The sequence below is a fragment of the Streptococcus vestibularis genome, assembly GCF_900636445.1.
Lineage (GTDB): Bacteria > Bacillota > Bacilli > Lactobacillales > Streptococcaceae > Streptococcus > Streptococcus vestibularis.
The window spans coordinates 1,232,477-1,249,440 of the sequence record NZ_LR134275.1; the positions used below are offsets into that span (position 1 = coordinate 1,232,477).

Consider the following 16,964-nt stretch of genomic DNA (forward strand, 5'->3'; position numbering starts at 1 on the left):
ATAACCAAATTTGTAAAATTAAGCTAGACAGAAAAAGCCATCTATGTTAGGCTCAGATAAACACCACATTTATCTGAAAAGAACTAACATATAGGACGAAATGGATTACCGAAACAAATGGATTTTACGAATGTTTCTCAAAATTATGAGGCTGGGACAAAAGTCCTAGCCTCTCAATTTGTCTTTGGATTGTCGAGAAAGACGCAGTGGTTGAGTGGGCTCTACTACACTGATTTCATCAGCTTTTACAGCCCTACTCAACTGTGCGGAGGTGGGACGACGAAATCGAATTCTAACGAATTACCGATTTCTGTCCCACTCTCAAGAAATAGAATTCCTAGGAAATCATTGAATTATCAATCACCCTACCAAGTTTTTCTGAGTTACTTGAAAAGTCTAACTTAATTTGACAATTTAGGTTCTTAAACGTCTCTAGTTAATCAACTAAAAATTATAACTAGCTGGGTGTTATCTAATCTCCCCTCATTTTTAAGTTTTTATCATTTTTGATATAATGGTAGAGAATGAAAGGAGACTTTATGTCAACTAAAAATTTAACGCCGGTCTTAAAAACCTCTTTTGTGCTACTGGCTATCCTCGTCCTTCTTGGTATTGTTATGCCTGACGGCTACCAAGTTTGGTCAGAACAACTAAGGGAAGTTATTTCAGATAAACTTGGCTGGTTTTACTTATTACTGGTCACGTCAATCGTTCTACTTTGTGGCTTTTTCCTGGTTAGTCCCGTTGGGCAAATCAAACTGGGGGAACCCAATTCGGTGCCTGAACACTCTACTATCTCTTGGATTGCCATGATATTTTCTGCTGGAATGGGAATCGGCCTTGTCTTCTACGGTGCCGCAGAGCCCTTATCCCATTATGCCATTTCAACGGTACGAGCTACCCCAGGGTCGCAGGAAGCCTTAGCCGATGCTTTCCGTTACACTTTCTTTCACTGGGGCATCCATGCCTGGGCAATATATGCTTTAATCGCCCTGGCCCTCGCCTACTTTGGTTTCCGAAAAAAAGAGAAATATCTTTTATCGGTTACCTTAAAGCCCTTGTTTGGTAAAAAAACAAACGGTATCCTTGGTAAGATCGTAGATACGATTACAGTGGTCGCTACTGTTATCGGGGTGGCAACCACTCTTGGTTTTGGGGCAGCCCAAATCAATGGGGGACTCAACTACCTCTTTGGTATTCCAAACAATGCCCTTGTGCAAGTTATTATCATCATTATCACAACCATCCTCTTTACCATTTCAGCCCTTTCTGGTCTTGGAAAAGGGGTAAAAATCTTATCAAACACCAATCTTATTTTAGCGATTGGACTACTCGCCATCACCATAATCATCGGTCCCACAGTCCAGATTTTTAATACCTTGACCGATAGTATCGGACTGTATATTTCCAATTTCTTCCGTATGAGTTTCAGTGCTGGTTCCTTTGGTCAATACAATCGTGACTGGATCAATACTTGGACGATTTTCTATTGGGCTTGGTGGATTTCTTGGTCACCATTCGTGGGAGTTTTTATTGCCAGAATTTCTAAAGGACGTAGTATCAGACAATTTCTATCCATCGTCTTATTAGCACCGACTGTATTAAGCTTTTTATGGTTTTCTACCTTTGGAACACTTTCAACGCATGTTCAATCACTTGGAAATGTAGATTTAACACAGTTTCCAAGTGAGCAGACCTTGTTTGCAACCTTCAGTCAACTGCCATTTGGTTTTATTGCCTCCGTTGTTGCCATCATCTTGATCATTACCTTCTTTATCACGTCAGCAGACTCTGCGACCTATGTGCTAGCTATGCTCTCTGATGATGGGAATCTCAAACCAAAGAATAACATTAAAATCTTCTGGGGCGTACTACTTGCGACTATTGCCATCGTCTTACTTCTTTCAGGGGGCTTAGTAGCCTTGCAAAATACGCTGATTATCGTAGCCTTTCCATTTTCACTCATCATGGTACTGATCATGGTTTCCCTAGTCATTGAATTGCTACACGAAAAAGACAAGATGGGACTGTCAATCACACCGACACGATACCCTAAAAAAGATCAACCCTTCAAATCTTATGAAGAATAAATAACCCAATTTGTAAAACGAAGCTAGACAGAAAAAGCCATCTATGTTAGGCTCAGATAAACACCACATTTGTCTGAAAGGAACTAAGATAAATGACCTATACTCATCTTACCACAAACGAGCTTGTAACGATAGAGGCTTACTATCAAGAAAACATAATAAAAATTAATATAAAAAGTGTCTAAAATACATATTTAGAAACTTTTTGTATGCTATAATTTTCATTAACACTATAACAAAGGAGAACCAAATGAAACGTTTAAATACTCTATTTCATATTATAAAAGTTACAGGTTTTAATCAATTTTTGATAAGTTTTGTAAGTTTTATTTTTATTTCAGGAGGAATACTTTTATTAGTTGAACCTCAAATAAGTAATTACTGGGATGGACTATGGTATGCTTTTGTCACATCAACAACAGTAGGTTACGGAGATATACTAGCTACTACTCTAATCGGACGTATTACTAGCGTCTTTTTAACTGTATATGGACTTATTTTTTTTGGATGCTTATCAGCCGTAATTGTCAATTACTACAGCAAATTAAATACATCTAATAATAAAACTGACTAACATATTTCTTAGTAACTGTAAAAAATAATTCTTTCTCTGCCAATTCCAAACGGCTACAATTTCCTGACCTCGCGATACTTCTTGACTATCCTCTCCAGTCTGAACAAGATTACCATCTTCGACATCATCTAAGTCTAATTCTTTCTTGATAGTCTTGAAGAGTTTTCCAAATCCAATCTGTCGTTTCCGATAAAGTCCCTCAAACAAATCACCCGTTATCCGTTCCTTCGTCTCTTCAGGCAAGACAATCACTTGTTTGTCATTCTCTTTCTCGACATCAAATGGATTTTACTAATATTTCTCAAAATTATGAGGCTGGGACAAAAGTCCTAGCCTCTTTATTGTTTTTGGATTGTCGAGCAAGACGCAGTGGTTGAGTGGGCTCTACTACGCTGATTTCATCAGCTTTTACTGCCCTACTCAACTGTGCGGAGGTGGGACGACGAAATCGAATTCTAACGAATTACCGATTTCTGTCCCACTCTCAAGAAATAGAATTCCTAGGAAATCATTGAATTATCAATCACCCTACCAAGTTTTTCTGAGTTACTTGAAAAGTCTAACTTAATTGTTATCATTTAATTTATCTAACAGAGCCTCTGCTACTTTTTCTGGAATGCCAAGTGCTTGGATGTCCTCAACAGTAGCTTTTTGGATAGCTGTCATAGACTTGAAGTGTTTGAGAAGTTTTTGTTTGCGCTTAGGTCCAAGGCCCTCCACGCCATCAAGTTTGGAGCTGAAACTATTTTTACTACGAACTTGACGGTGGAAGGTGATAGCAAAACGGTGAACTTCATCTTGGATACGGTGAAGAAGGAAAAATTCCTCGGATTGCCGTGGCAAATCAATGACCTGCAAGGGGTCCCCAAAGAGCAATTCGTTGGTTTGGTGCTTGTCATTTTTCTGAAGCCCCGCAACTGGGATAGAAAGATTCAATTCATTGCGTAGGACATCCTTGGCCACATTGACCTGTCCTTGACCACCATCCATGATAATAAGATCTGGTGGTGTTAGCCCATCGCGTTTGACACGACTATAACGTCGACGAATGACCTCACGCATGCTGGCATAATCGTCAGGCCCTTCAACCGTCTTAATCTTGTATTTGCGGTACTCTTTTTTATTGGGTTTTCCATTCTCAAAGACGACCATGGCGGATACAGGGCTCGTTCCCATGATGTTAGAGTTATCGAAGGACTCGATGCGAACCGGTGTCGGAATTCCCATGAGTTTGCCTAGATTTTCAATGGCTCCTTGGGTCTTGGCTATATCTTTTTCAAGAAGATCAAATTTTTGAGTCAGACTGACACGGGCATTTTTCGTCGCCAGATTAACCAACTGCTTCTTCTCGCCACGTTGAGGTTTAAAGACCTTGACCTCATCTCCAACTAGAGCTTCGACAGACTCTTGATCAATGTCTCCTGGAATGAAAATCTCCTTAGGCTTGAGATGACGACTATCCAGATAAAACTGACCCATATAGGTTAGAAAATCTTCCTCAGCATCATTATAATAAGGGAACATATTGACATCACGCTGAATGAGTTTTCCTTGGCGAACAAAGAAAACCTGAACACACATCCAACCCTTGTCCACGTAGTAACCGAAGATATCACGGTCCTGCATGTCCTGACGGATAACCCTTTGCTTGGTCCTCAGCGTCGATACTGCCTCAATCAAATCACGATACTCCGCAGCACGCTCAAACTCCATCTGGTCAGACATATCCTTCATCTTGGCCTTAAGCTGATTAACGATTTTATCATCATGACCGTTTAGGAAATTCTTGACATCCTCAACCAAACCTTGCCAATAGTCCTCAGTGGTGTGACAGATGGTATGGGCATTACATTGGCCAATATGGTAATAGAAACAGACCTTGTTGGCGGGATTTTTACATTTCTTAAAGGGGAAAATACGGTCCAACAGTTTCTTGATTTCATTGGCCGCACCAGAGTCTGGGTAAGGACCAAAATAGAGACCGCCATCCTTCTTAACCTGGCGGGTAATCAAGAGCCTTGGATAGAGCTCCTTAGTAATCTTGATAAATGGATAAGACTTGTCATCCTTGAGGCGGATGTTGAATTTGGGCATATTCTCTTGGATAAGATTAATCTCCAAAAGCAGGGCCTCAATATTGGACTCGGTTACGATAAATTCAAAATCTGCAATCTCAGATACCAAAAGCTCTGTCTTGGTATCATGACTTCCACGAAAATAGCTACGCACACGATTTTTTAGATTTTTAGCCTTACCGACATAGATAATATTGCCGAATTTGTCCTTGTGGAGATAGCACCCAGGATTGTTTGGGAGCAATTCCAACTTATGTTTAATCAGATCATTCATGCTTTCATTGTAGCAAAAAAAGAGCTGAAAAGCTCTTAGTAGTCATAGGTAAATACAATTTGAAAAGTGGTCTATTTGCTCAAAATTGTCAAAATTTCTTGGTAGTTTTTGACTTGATAAGATGGAACAGCTGGAGTCTCATTAACCAAACCATTTGGATTAAACCAAATGCTGTCAATTCCTGCATTATTACCACCTTGAATATCAGCAGTTAGACTATCACCAATCATGAGGGCCGAATCGGAATGAAAGTCATTTACCTGATCCGAAATTTTTTCAAAAAAGTCAGTAGACGGTTTGTGGGCACCCACTTCATCTGAAATGAAAATATCGTCGAAGAAAGGCAAGATGCTTGAGGCTTGCAGACGACCACGTTGGATGTAGCTAACACCATTAGTTGCTGCATAAATCTTGTGACCGCGATTTTTAACGTTCGATAAGAAAGCATGGGCCTGAGGCAACTCCTGCCCCTGTTGGCTCAAGAAATGCTGGTAACGGCCAGCTAAGTGTCTGCCATCAACCTCCTGTCCAAAATGCTCAAAAAGACGAGAAAAGCGAGTGCGAAGCAATTCCGGCTTAGTGATTAAACCATGATTGAGATCTTCCCACATGGAACGATTCATGGGGATATAGTGATCCTTGTAAACTTTAAGATCTCGTGAAGCCACCCCAGCCCCTTCAAGAAGGTAGGTCAAAGCCAAATCTTCAGCACGGTCAAAATCTAGGAGGGTGTGGTCAAGGTCGAAAAGTAAATGCGTGTAGGTCATGGTATATCCTTTCTAACTGGAAATCTTTAGGCTCTATTTTACCACAATCCAGCTATATATAAACAAAGAAACACAAAAGGGCGACCCGCAGGCCACCCTCTCAGATTTATGAAAAATAAGTATTGCTTACTTAATAGACTGCTATTATATCCATTGAACCTTAAAGAAAGCTTAAAGTAGCTTATTTTTTTGATTCTATAGATTTTTACTTAAACAGCGAATCTCTTTAATTCGTGGTATACTGAAAATACAAGATTAATCAAACGAGGCGTGTTATGAAAAATTTAAAATTTCAATCCGTTTTTGACATCATCGGACCTGTCATGGTCGGGCCTTCCTCTAGTCATACTGCAGGAGCTGTTCGTATTGGCAAGATTGTTTCTGCCATCTTTGGTGAGACACCGACTGAGGTAGAATTTCAACTTTTTAATTCCTTTGCCAAAACCTATCGAGGTCACGGGACTGATGTGGCTCTAGTAGCTGGTATTTTAGGTATGGAAACGGACGACCCTGACATCCCACGCGCTCTGGATATCGCATACGAAAAAGGCATTAAGGTCTACTGGAAAATTAACAAGGATAGTAATGCGCCACACCCCAATACGACTCGTATCACCTTAAAAAATGCTACAAAAACCATTTCTGCCACAGGCGTTTCTATCGGTGGAGGAAATATCCAAGTAACTGAACTCAATGGTTTTGCGGTCAATCTCAAGATGAATACACCGACTCTCATCATTGTCCACCAAGACGTTCCAGGAATGATTGCCCTTGTCACAGATATTTTGTTGCGTTATGGCATCAATATCGCCCAAATGACTGTTACTCGGGAAAACGCCGGTGAAAAGGCCATTATGATTATCGAAATTGACTCGCACCAGTGTGATGAGGCCGTCACTGAAATCGCTAGAATTCCTCATCTACATAATGTCAACTTTTTCAGCTAAGAGGGGGATTGCATGTTTTACACTATTGAAGAATTAGTTCAACAAGCTGACCGAGATTACCAAGGTAATATCGCCAAACTCATGATTGCTACAGAGACAGAGCTAACTGGACGGGAACGTCCTGAAATCCTAGCTCTGATGGCTCGAAATCTTGAAGTGATGAAGGAGTCTGTTCAGGCTGGTTTGTCTCCTGAGAAATCACCAACTGGCTTAACCGGGGGAGACGCTGCCAAACTGGATGCCTATATCAAAAATGGAAAGACCTTGGCTGATTCTGCCGTCTTAGGTGCTGCTAGAAATGCCATGGCAGTCAATGAATCTAACGCCAAGATGGGCTTGGTTTGTGCCACACCAACTGCTGGATCAGCTGGTTGTCTACCTGCTGTTCTTACAACTGCTATCGAAAAACTGGGCTTAACCGAATCACAACAATTGGATTTTCTCTTTACTGCTGGTGCATTTGGCTTAGTCATCGCAAATAATGCCTCGATATCTGGTGCCGAGGGAGGCTGCCAAGCTGAAGTCGGTTCCGCCTCTGCTATGGCTGCTGCCGCTATTACAATGGCTGCTGGTGGAACACCTTTCCAAGCCAGCCAGGCCATCTGCTTTGTGCTTAAGAATATGTTGGGACTCATTTGCGACCCTGTAGCCGGATTGGTTGAGGTCCCATGTGTCAAACGTAATGCCATGGGTGCAAGCTTTGCCCTAGTCGCTGCCGACATGGCTTTGGCAGGTATCACATCTGCCATTCCAGTAGACCAAGTTGTTGATGCTATGTATCAAGTCGGTTCAGCTATGCCAACTGCCTTTCGTGAAACTGCTGAAGGTGGCTTAGCAACAACTCCGAAAGGAAAAGCACTCGCAAAAGAAATCTTTGGTTGATTTTTTAGAATAAATCATAACCACCCGTCAAACGGGTGGTTTGTCCCAGGGCTATAAGCCCAAATTACCAGCCAGCGCCTAAAGACGCTGGCTTTCACGTTGTTCAAGCCTTATTGCTCTTGACTCGTCACTTGCCTCTTAAAGAGGCTTTAGTATTACTTACCGTTATTCCTAAAGAGATTTTCATATTCTTTTACGTTTAATTTGTCCAAAGAGATATCATGCTTCTCTTGTTCCTGAATATATTTCTTAATTGTGGCTTCATTAAGCCCTGCTGTACTCACATAATAACCTTCCGCCCAGAAATGCCGATTTCCAAACTTTTACTTGAGATTGGCGTGTTTGTCAAACATTATGAGTGCACTTTTTCCTTTTAAATAACCCATGAAACTCGAAACACTTAGCCTTGATGAAATACTTACTAACATGTGTACATGGTCTGTCATTAAGTGACCCTCGATAATTTCAACCCCTTTATAACTACACAAGCGATAAAATATTTCGCCTAAACTACTTCGATATTGATTATAGATGACTTTTCGTCTATACTTAGGGGTGAACACAATGTGATAGAACAGTGCCACTTTGTGTGCGATAAACTATGAGCCTTTTGTGCCATATTTTTCTCCTTTCGCTTTACAATTGGCTTGAACACCTTTATTGTATCGCGTTTGGAGTTTTTTGTTATAACGGTATAACCTTCGACGCGCACCCACATAGCGGGTGTTTTTTTGGGGCTCTATAATTTCTGTAGTGGGTAAAACCACTGTAGAGATTATGGAGCTTTTTGAATGCAGACAAAAAGTCCCATAAGAACTATAATGAAAAGCAACCAAACCATCATTAGGAAGAACTTATGAGACTTATTAAGAATACCACAGAATTAATCGGAATTAAAGACCAAAATATCATTATTTCACTTGTTTTTGAAACTGACACTCATATAGAGATTCAAGCAAAACTCGATTACCCTGCACCATCATGTCCTCACTGCCATGGAAAGATGATCAAATATGACTTTCAAAAAAACTCTAAAATCCCTCTTCTCGAGCAAGCTGGAACTCCAACTCTACTACGTCTGAAAAAACGTCGTTTCCAGTGCAAAAGTTGTAAGAGAGTAACGGTGGCTGAGACATCTATCGTTGAGAAAAACTGCCAAATCTCTAATCTGGTCCGACAAAAGGTTACACAACTCCTAACTGAGAAGGTGTCACTAACGGATATTGCCAGAAGACTTCGTGTGTCAACGTCCACTGTCTATCGTAAGCTTGACCAGTTCACTTTCAAGAAACATTATGACAAACTTCCAGCTATAATGTCCTGGGATGAGTTTGGGTTCAAGAAAGGTGACTTGGCTTTTGTGGCGCAGAATTATGAGACCAACGAACTCATAACCATCCTTGATAATCGCCGCCAAACCACTATACGAAACTACTTTTTGAAGTATCCATTGAAAGCTCGACAAAAGGTGCAGTTTATCACGATGGATATGTCTGGAGCCTATATCCCACTAGCCCACAGACTCTTTCCAAACGCCAAAATCGTTCTTGATCGTTTCCACATCATCCAGCACCTTGGTCGAGCCTTTTTAAAGACAAGAATTGCCATTATGAACCAGTTCGATAAGAAGTCACTACCCTATCGAGCCTTGAAGAATCACTGGCGACTTTTCCAAAAGGACAGCCGTAAACTATCTCTCAACTCTTTTTATTCAAAGACTTTCCGCCAAACTTTAGCACCACATGAAGTTGTTGAGAAGACATTGAATTTCTCAGAGGAACTCGCTAATTATTATAACCTTTATCAGCTTTTGCTTTTTCACTTTCAGGAGAAGAGAGTAGATGAATTCTTTGAGCTGATAGAGGAAAATAGAAGCAAAGTCAATCACTATTTTCAAACGGTCTTTAGAACTTTTCTTAGACACAAACAATACATCCAAAATGCACTAGAAACAGACTATTCAAACGCAAAACTGGAAGCTACCAACAAGTTGATTAAAGACATCAAACGGTTGGGCTTCGGTTTTAGAAACTTCATCAACTTTAAGAAACGTGTCTTCATCACTCTGAACATAAAAAAAGAGAAGACCTATCAGGTCCTCTCTAGATGTTAGCTTTTCGTCACCCACTACAGTTGACAAAGAGCCACAATTATATACTTATGTTAATTTTCAAATACACCTCTCATAGCAGAAAAAGAAAGCCCGTTTTATAAGCTTTCTTTTCATTATTTACATTTTCGATGGTAAATTTTACACTTTTAAACCCACTCACCGTTGGCATTTACTGTATAACCATTGATTGTAGTGCTTACTGCAAGGGCTCCTGAACTATAAGCATAGTACCATTTACCATCTACTTGGAACCAACAGGTCTTCATAGCGCCTGAATTATCAAGATAATACCAACTACCACCTTGTTTCAACCAACCAGTTTTCATTCCATCTTCTTTAGAGAAATAATGTTTCTCATCAACAGTAATATCACCCGTTAGACGAACACCTTCTTTGACATAGTAAGTTTTATCATCGATTTTAACAAAACCAGTTTTCTTCTCACCATCTTCTACAAAATAATAAGTCTTATCAGCAACTTTTACAAAGCCTAACTTTTTAACACCATCTTTTTCATCTATAGCTTTGTCTTAATCTTGATCTTTTTTCTTTAATCCAAGAAACGCACCTAAGGTAAACATTATTCCGGCAACTAATGACGTGAAGACTTCGTTAACTGTTCCGGTTTTTGGCAACCTATCATTGTTAGTAGTTGATTTACTATCAATATTGGTATGTTTATTATCTATGTTCTCTGGTTCATTAAGATAAACTTCCTTCTTATTTTCAAAGTTTTTATCATTTTCATCAGGAACTTTAGCTGTGACATCCTTAGTTGAATCAGATTTGTGTGAATGATTTTCTCTTTGTAAATCCTCCTTTTTGTAATTTTCATCTAAGTGACTATGATTTTCTTGCACGTTATCTTTCTTTTTCGATACATCAAAAGTAGGTTTATTTTCCTCCTCCTTTTTCTCCTCTATTTTCTTGAATACAGGTTTTATAAGGGTATCTTTTGATACATTAATAACATAGCCAGCGTCTTTTTTCCCTTCGACACCAGAAATTTCCCAGCCATCAAATTGATATCCTTTTTCTAATTCACCCTTATAGACAGGTAAAATGAAATCTTCTTCCGACACTATCGTTGAACTCATTTCTTTTCCATTTTGAATGGTCACAGTTACCGTATGAGGTTTTAGTTCGCTTACCTCTCCCGTATCTTTGTTTAAAATGAATTCTTTTACGGTTGTATTTCTTGCAAAATCTTTTACAACAATCTTAATGTTTAGTGTCGTATCTGTTAGTTGTTTAATATCATCAAATGATTTATATTCTTTTCCATTTACATAAATATGTTTGTCTTGAATCTCACCATCGAATCCATTATTTCTTTTATCATTGATATTAAAGACTACAGATTTTCCGTCAGCATATTCAATACTAGTATTTCCCTTAGGATCAATGTTTACTTCTGGTTTAACATTATCATATAAAAATTGATAGTGTACTCCAACCGCTTTCGCATTCAAATCGCTATAGCCAGTTTGAAGATAAACATTTCCATCCATATCTGTTACCTTATCTGGGAATCCATTTGCTTTATAGTCTTTCATTCCCCAGTCCATGATGTCACCGTCTTTAACATTAAGCTTAATATTAAAATCTCTAGTGTTATCAATGTGTAAATCTCCGTAGATTAAATAATTATCTACAACCGATTCATTAACTCTCAACTCCCAGTTAAAACCACCCTTATCAGAAATCTTACCTCTTAAATAAAATTCTGGATTTCGTACATAAATTTTATTAGATTTAGATGGATTAAAGTAGTTCTTGTCCATTGAAAGATTTACTGGTTTGGTATCAATAAATAACATAGAGCCATCTTCTTTTATAGCTTCTACGTTGGACTTATCCTCCCCATGATACTCTTTAGCATCTTTACCAAATAATACCAGTTTAGAAGAATCTGTTACAAGATTTCCATCTTTATCGATTGCCTCCCCTTTATCATTCATTTTAAAGGTAAACACTTGATATTTTACAATGTTAAAGCCATCCAAAGCCGACATTAATACTGATTGAGTACTTCTTCCATCTTCAACATTTCTACTATCAGCATAAATTATTTTTTCTGATAGGACTCTTAGATTAGGATTGGCCTTTTGTATTTTTGCTATATCTTCCTTGCTATAGACTCCATTCCCTTCTAACATATCCGTTTTTCCAGGATTATAGGTAGTCACTTTTAGTGCATAGCCTTTTCTTAGAATAATGTTATCCTTTAACAGATATTGTTGTTTTTCTGAATCAGAATAGATTTTACCAGATTCCATTTCCGTTAAATTGTTTGGTTTGTTCTTTGAAAGATCACCTTCTCCTAATTCTATTACATTCCCATAACTTGATGTATAGGGATATTCTGTTTTAGTTTCCTTATTTTTTTCAGGCATTCTAATTTTAGTTTCAGCTTTTATCTGATCATCATCTTTAACAAAGAATCTCATATCTCCTGCAAAAGCTAATCCATCCACAATATCATTAATATTAGCGTATAAATCAAATGTCATCGTTTTTGAGTGGGAATCATACTTAGTCGTTTTGATTTCTATAGATTTATAGTTATTGCCGTAATATACCTTGGCATTTTTAGAAACATTACTTATCTTTCCAAGAATTTCAAAGTGTCCATCTTTAGACGGGTTTAGAACACCATAAATTTTTGATTTGATTTCGTCAAGTTTTTCAGTTTCATATTGTAAGGCACTACCATCGTCATAAGCAATGATATTTCCCTTATCATCGTATTTATAATCGTATTCCTCTGTTCTCTTACCAGTTTCACTTGTAAAGTCATCAACTTCTCTAAATTTCTTTTTAATGAGTTTCTTTAAGTCTTTACTTTCAAAATCTCTAATTGTTGAAATAGTTTTATGAATAGTCAAGCTAGATTTTTCTTCGATAGACTCTTCATTGTCTTGATGATTTTCTTCCTCAGTTGTATCTTTTTTAAGACTATCCTCTTTTCTATTTTCTAAATTTTTAAATTTAGATTCGGAAATCTCGCCAAGCTTTTGGTATTTAGATGAATCTTGATCAGGATCTACTAGATAATAGGAAATCATCCCCTTTTCATCAGCATGATCAGCAAATTTAATTCTATGAATCTTTGTGAAATTGCTAGATCCATCTAATGCAATGACTTCAATGATTTTTCCTCTTAAATCTCCTGCACCATTAATTTCATAAATGGTATTTCCGTCTTTGTCTAGTTTCCTATTTCTTCCTTGACCCTCACCTGCATAAGTTACTTCAAGATTTTTCTCAACCTCTCCATCTTCATTAACCAGAGCGGCGCCTGCATACCAAACTTCGTTTGCAATCTCGTCAAATTTTTCAGGATGTTCTTTTTGATCTCTCGCAAATAGGGTTTCATTCTTGTATTGATCTTTTACCTTGTGATAAGTATCCTTTGTAATCAACTTAATTTTTTCAGGATTTGAAAAATCAACCGAAACAATCTTAGGGGCTGTATTATCAATTTTTACAGGAATATAGGAAACCTGCCATGGGTAATCTTTAGTTAATCTATATTTAAATTTATAGAAATATTGACCTTCTGCAATCGGTTCAAATTGTCCTCTTATCTTAGTAGCAGGATCTTTGGTATCCTTGCTTTCTGGTGCATTTTCTTCTCTACCTCTAGGATTATAAATGAGTCCATCCCATTTCAGGTCGCCCCAAACTTTTAGCTTAGAAGATTGGATTCCCTTAGCATCATTTCTCTTAGAGTTTAAAATTCCTTTAATGAAGTGTTCTCTCGAAATGACTTTTAAGTCTTTTTGATTTTCTCCCTCTTTATTTGTATTTACTATTGAAATCAATCCTTCTTCTGCACTTCTTAATACAAGTGGAGAAGGTGTTAATCCTCTCTCAAGTTGAGCATCTTGATGATTTCCATTTGAATCTAAAGGATAAATGTTAGCAATCTTAGAACCACTTGATGATGGTGCATTGATTCCTTCGTTATTGAAAGCAAATAATTCTGGATTTTGATCTAGGGATGTTCTATTTTTATCTTTTCTATTTTGTATAACTCCAGCTGGATTAAATTTATCTATACCATGTTCTCCACCAATCCCCTTATTTAAGGTTCCTGGAATTTTCGGTTTGCCATCATCATCATAACCTTCCATTGTTTTTGATCTTGAACCTTCTTCCCAGGCCCATTTATCAAGGATTGGTTCGTGGTTCCAATTCCCAGCAAATCCCATTAGAGGCATCGATAAAGAAGGTTGGAAGTTTATTTTCTTCCCGTTGGAGTTCAGAGCTTCCATTTCTTCCACTGACTCAAAATGAATAAATGATTCTACAAATTTATTTTTGTTTTTAGCCTCCCCAACATTTATAACCGCATTTAAATCAAAGCTAGAATTTGGGCCTATAGTGAAAGTGTCATGCTCAAATGTAATATTTGCTCCTTTGATTTTTTCTGGGTGGATTTCTGGAACAATTTGCTTCCCATCTGGAGATTTTTCATCTTTGTATGTTTCATCCAGTTTGAGTCTGTCAGTGAGAGCATCTGTAGTTATAGCAGATGCTGAAACTTTAAAGGTTAAAGGCCTGTTTGATGTATTGTGAAGCTTAATTGTAAAATATTTTTTATCTCCTTTTATTTCTTTAAGAGAAATAGAACCATAAGAGTTTACCAAACCTTTAGAATCCGTGTTTTTAAAAGTAGCTACGACTTCATTTCTCAAAGCATTGGCAACATTAATTAGCCCTGCTCCCTGTTGTCTAGGTGATGCAAAGTATTGACTTTTTTCTTTCCAAGAAGTTGCATCCATCATAGGGCGTGCAGTATTTTGTAGGGCTATTTTTGTAAGACTTGTAAGATCTATTTTGTCATCTCCCTTAAGATTTTTCAACACAGGTCTTTCAAGCATTTCTTTTAATTTTGGTCTAATCAAAACAGTAGAAGCTGCCACGATTGGAGTTGCCATACTAGTCCCTGACATATAACCATAAGTTGATTTCCCATTAATGACATTGAGAGTGGATTTAATATTTTTACCGGGTGCTGAAACATCCGGTTTTAAAAGTAAATCTATTCTTGGCCCCCAAGATGTGGACCCTGCTGGAACGATGATCTCTTCTTTATACAGTTCTTTGTCTGTGTCAGGTGCAAACTTAAAGTCAATCTCTTTTTCGTCACCTACATTCGGTTTATTAGAATTATAGCTTGCCATATCAATTGGATAGTATTGCTCCAATTTATCTTTAAAATCTTCTTTATTATTCCTTTTAACCTCAGTTTTTTTGGCAGGGTTAATCATGTTCCATAACTTTACACCATCATCTCCTGAAATTGAAAAAACTTGACTAGTAGTTCCTTCATCCTCCTCATATCCCATAGCTGGAAGCTCTGTCCAATTATCTCTATTGTAGTAATTGACAGTATTTACAACCATAATGGCGCGTGCGCCCTTATCCGTTGCTCTTTTAAAAGCATCTTTTAAATCCTTGGTATAAATTCGATCCATTACTGCAATTTTGCCCTTAAGATCCAATCCTATCAAATCTTTGTCTTGACCCTTGCCTATATATACAAAGTTTAATTTACTAGGAGCTTTTGAACCGTCTTCATTTGTTGTGATTTTATTCTTATCGAAAAAGGCCCCTATATTTCTGTATTTAAAATTTTCTCCACCTATGTTGACTTTATCAAACTCAACTGTCTGATTTTTAGCAGATGCGACCGCTATCGCATCTTCATGTGCTGCAGTTCGTGTTACATTTCCAGTGTCGGTCATTTTCAGATTATTATTTGCCACTAAATCCCATGAAGAACTTGAAGCAGAAGTCGCATAGTTACCCGTAGCTACAACCATTGGAATGCCTGCTTTTCTTAATGCTCTAATAGCTTGCCAATATTTCTCACCTACAAGACCTGTTCCTGTAAAGCCAGATGATATCGAAACAACATCGACATTGTGTTTGATCGAATCTTCAATAGCATGAAACATTGTTTCATCTCCTGCGAAGCCAGATCCTGCGTCAGAGTACATTTTATAAGAGAAAATCTGTGCATTAGGAGCAATTCCATCTATTCCGTTAAAGTTTTTAATATCTTTTTCAGTATCATTTCCCGCAAGAATCCCTGCAATATGCATCCCATGTGGATCAAAAAAATCGCTTCCATCATCAGCTTTTTCTACAGTAATTTTACCACCATTATAATAATTGAAAGCATGAGGAATTTTATCACTCAACCAGAAATTTTTATCAGTACCTTTTAAGTCTTCTTTTTTAAATCTCATTGAGCTTTTAGCGTCATCATCAATCCTCATGGCCTTATGCCTATAATCCGTTCCCGTATCGATATTTGAAATGACCATACCTCTACCATCAAAGTTTTTCCCAAATGGTGCATTGATAGATTTTAGGTAATCGATTGCCTCTTCAACTCCAATTTCTTTTCTAGCATGATTCATCATAGGTTGGACTTTTTGTGACCTTTCAACCGATGAAATACCTTCTATTAGTTTAATTTTGTCCAGAGTATCTTTGGTTGTTTCAATAGCGCTACCGTTAAAAATTCTATCATAAGTATATAAAACTTTTGTATTCTTAAGATTTGATAGTTCCTTGATTGCTTTTTCTCCAGATTCTTTATCTTTAAATTCAGCAATATAGACAAGTTTATCCTCTTTTTGGGGACTTTCTGGGTCTTTACTTGCAGACAAGTCCGCTTTATCTCCTTGGGATTGATTGGAATTTTCTTCTTTGATTTTTGCTTCTTCATTGCTAGTGTTATTGTCTATCACAGGATTTTTACTAACAACTTCTTTTTCCTCAATAATTGTTGTTTTCTTTTCTTCAGTATCCTTTGAAGTTTCTATAACATTATGAATATCTTCAAGTTTTTCTTTGTTTTCGTTTTGGTTACCTATTACTGTTTCTTTATCAGATATTTTTAAAGAATCTTCAGAACTAGGTGTATCTGCTAGGATTACCTCATTAGGGACACATGCTGCTAAAATAACTGCAGCTGTGGTTAATGACAATACTGTACTTTTTTTCATTTTAATTCCTTACATATTTATTTAACTTCCAATAGATAGTAAACTTTAACTTTGCTAGCATTTGTTATAAAAAGTTTTACTAATACTCTTCGAAGATCGCTTCAAACCGCGTCAACGTCATCTTAGCGTATGTATGGTTACTGACTTCGTCAGTTCTATCTACAACCTCAAAGCAGTGCTTTGAGCAACCTGCGGATAGTTTTCTAGTTTGCTC

General features: G+C 37.6%; 9 protein-coding genes and 2 pseudogenes. 5 read left to right on the plus strand and 6 right to left on the minus strand.

The features are described from left to right. The first annotated feature begins 539 nt into the window (after positions 1-539). Together EL076_RS06245 and EL076_RS06250 are read left to right on the plus strand one after the other, a co-directional pair. Positions 540-2,090: a BCCT family transporter gene (locus tag EL076_RS06245; protein WP_126429691.1), complete on the plus strand. Its 1,551-nt coding sequence runs from the start codon at positions 540-542 to the stop codon at positions 2,088-2,090. 250 nt (positions 2,091-2,340) lie between these two features. Further along, complete coding sequence (locus EL076_RS06250) at positions 2,341-2,664, plus strand: potassium channel family protein (protein ID WP_003096828.1); 324 nt, start codon at positions 2,341-2,343, stop codon at positions 2,662-2,664. Here the strand turns inward: EL076_RS06250 and EL076_RS06255 are convergent. The 3 genes from EL076_RS06255 to EL076_RS06270 form a co-directional block, all read right to left on the minus strand. After that, complete coding sequence (locus EL076_RS06255) at positions 2,635-2,916, minus strand: protein rep (RefSeq protein WP_002891204.1); 282 nt, start codon at positions 2,914-2,916, stop codon at positions 2,635-2,637. The two genes, EL076_RS06250 and EL076_RS06255, sit on opposite strands and share 30 nt — an antisense overlap. A gap of 312 nt (positions 2,917-3,228) precedes the next feature. After that, entirely contained in the window at positions 3,229-5,013 is a 1,785-nt protein-coding gene (gene uvrC / locus EL076_RS06265; protein ID WP_002891205.1) for an excinuclease ABC subunit UvrC, read from the minus strand. Between the two features lie 71 nt (positions 5,014-5,084). Further along, positions 5,085-5,780 (minus strand): YjjG family noncanonical pyrimidine nucleotidase, encoded by a 696-nt coding sequence (locus EL076_RS06270; RefSeq protein WP_126429693.1) that lies wholly within the window; start codon positions 5,778-5,780, stop codon positions 5,085-5,087. 275 nt (positions 5,781-6,055) lie between these two features. Between EL076_RS06270 and sdaAB the strand changes: the two genes are divergently transcribed. Both sdaAB and sdaAA read left to right on the plus strand, forming a co-directional pair. Further along, positions 6,056-6,727, plus strand: coding sequence for an L-serine ammonia-lyase, iron-sulfur-dependent subunit beta (gene sdaAB / locus EL076_RS06275; protein WP_126429695.1), 672 nt, complete (start codon positions 6,056-6,058; stop codon positions 6,725-6,727). A 12-nt stretch (positions 6,728-6,739) separates the two neighbouring features. Further along, the gene (sdaAA, locus tag EL076_RS06280; RefSeq protein ID WP_126429697.1) at positions 6,740-7,609 is read left to right on the plus strand and encodes an L-serine ammonia-lyase, iron-sulfur-dependent, subunit alpha; all 870 of its coding nucleotides are present in this window, start codon (positions 6,740-6,742) and stop codon (positions 7,607-7,609) included. 155 nt (positions 7,610-7,764) lie between these two features. Here sdaAA and tnpA read toward each other — a convergent pair. Then, positions 7,765-8,228: pseudogene (gene tnpA, locus EL076_RS06285) on the minus strand (IS200/IS605 family transposase). A 237-nt stretch (positions 8,229-8,465) separates the two neighbouring features. Between tnpA and EL076_RS06290 the strand changes: the two are divergent. After that, positions 8,466-9,715: pseudogene (locus EL076_RS06290) on the plus strand (ISL3 family transposase). A gap of 153 nt (positions 9,716-9,868) precedes the next feature. Here EL076_RS06290 and EL076_RS10490 read toward each other — a convergent pair. Beyond that, the gene (locus EL076_RS10490) at positions 9,869-10,243 is read right to left on the minus strand and encodes a hypothetical protein (protein WP_316068311.1); all 375 of its coding nucleotides are present in this window, start codon (positions 10,241-10,243) and stop codon (positions 9,869-9,871) included. Between the two features lie 9 nt (positions 10,244-10,252). After that, on the minus strand, positions 10,253-16,750 hold the full coding sequence (locus EL076_RS06300; RefSeq protein WP_126429699.1) for a S8 family serine peptidase: 6,498 nt from the start codon (positions 16,748-16,750) through the stop codon (positions 10,253-10,255). Positions 16,751-16,964: the final 214 nt, after the last annotated feature.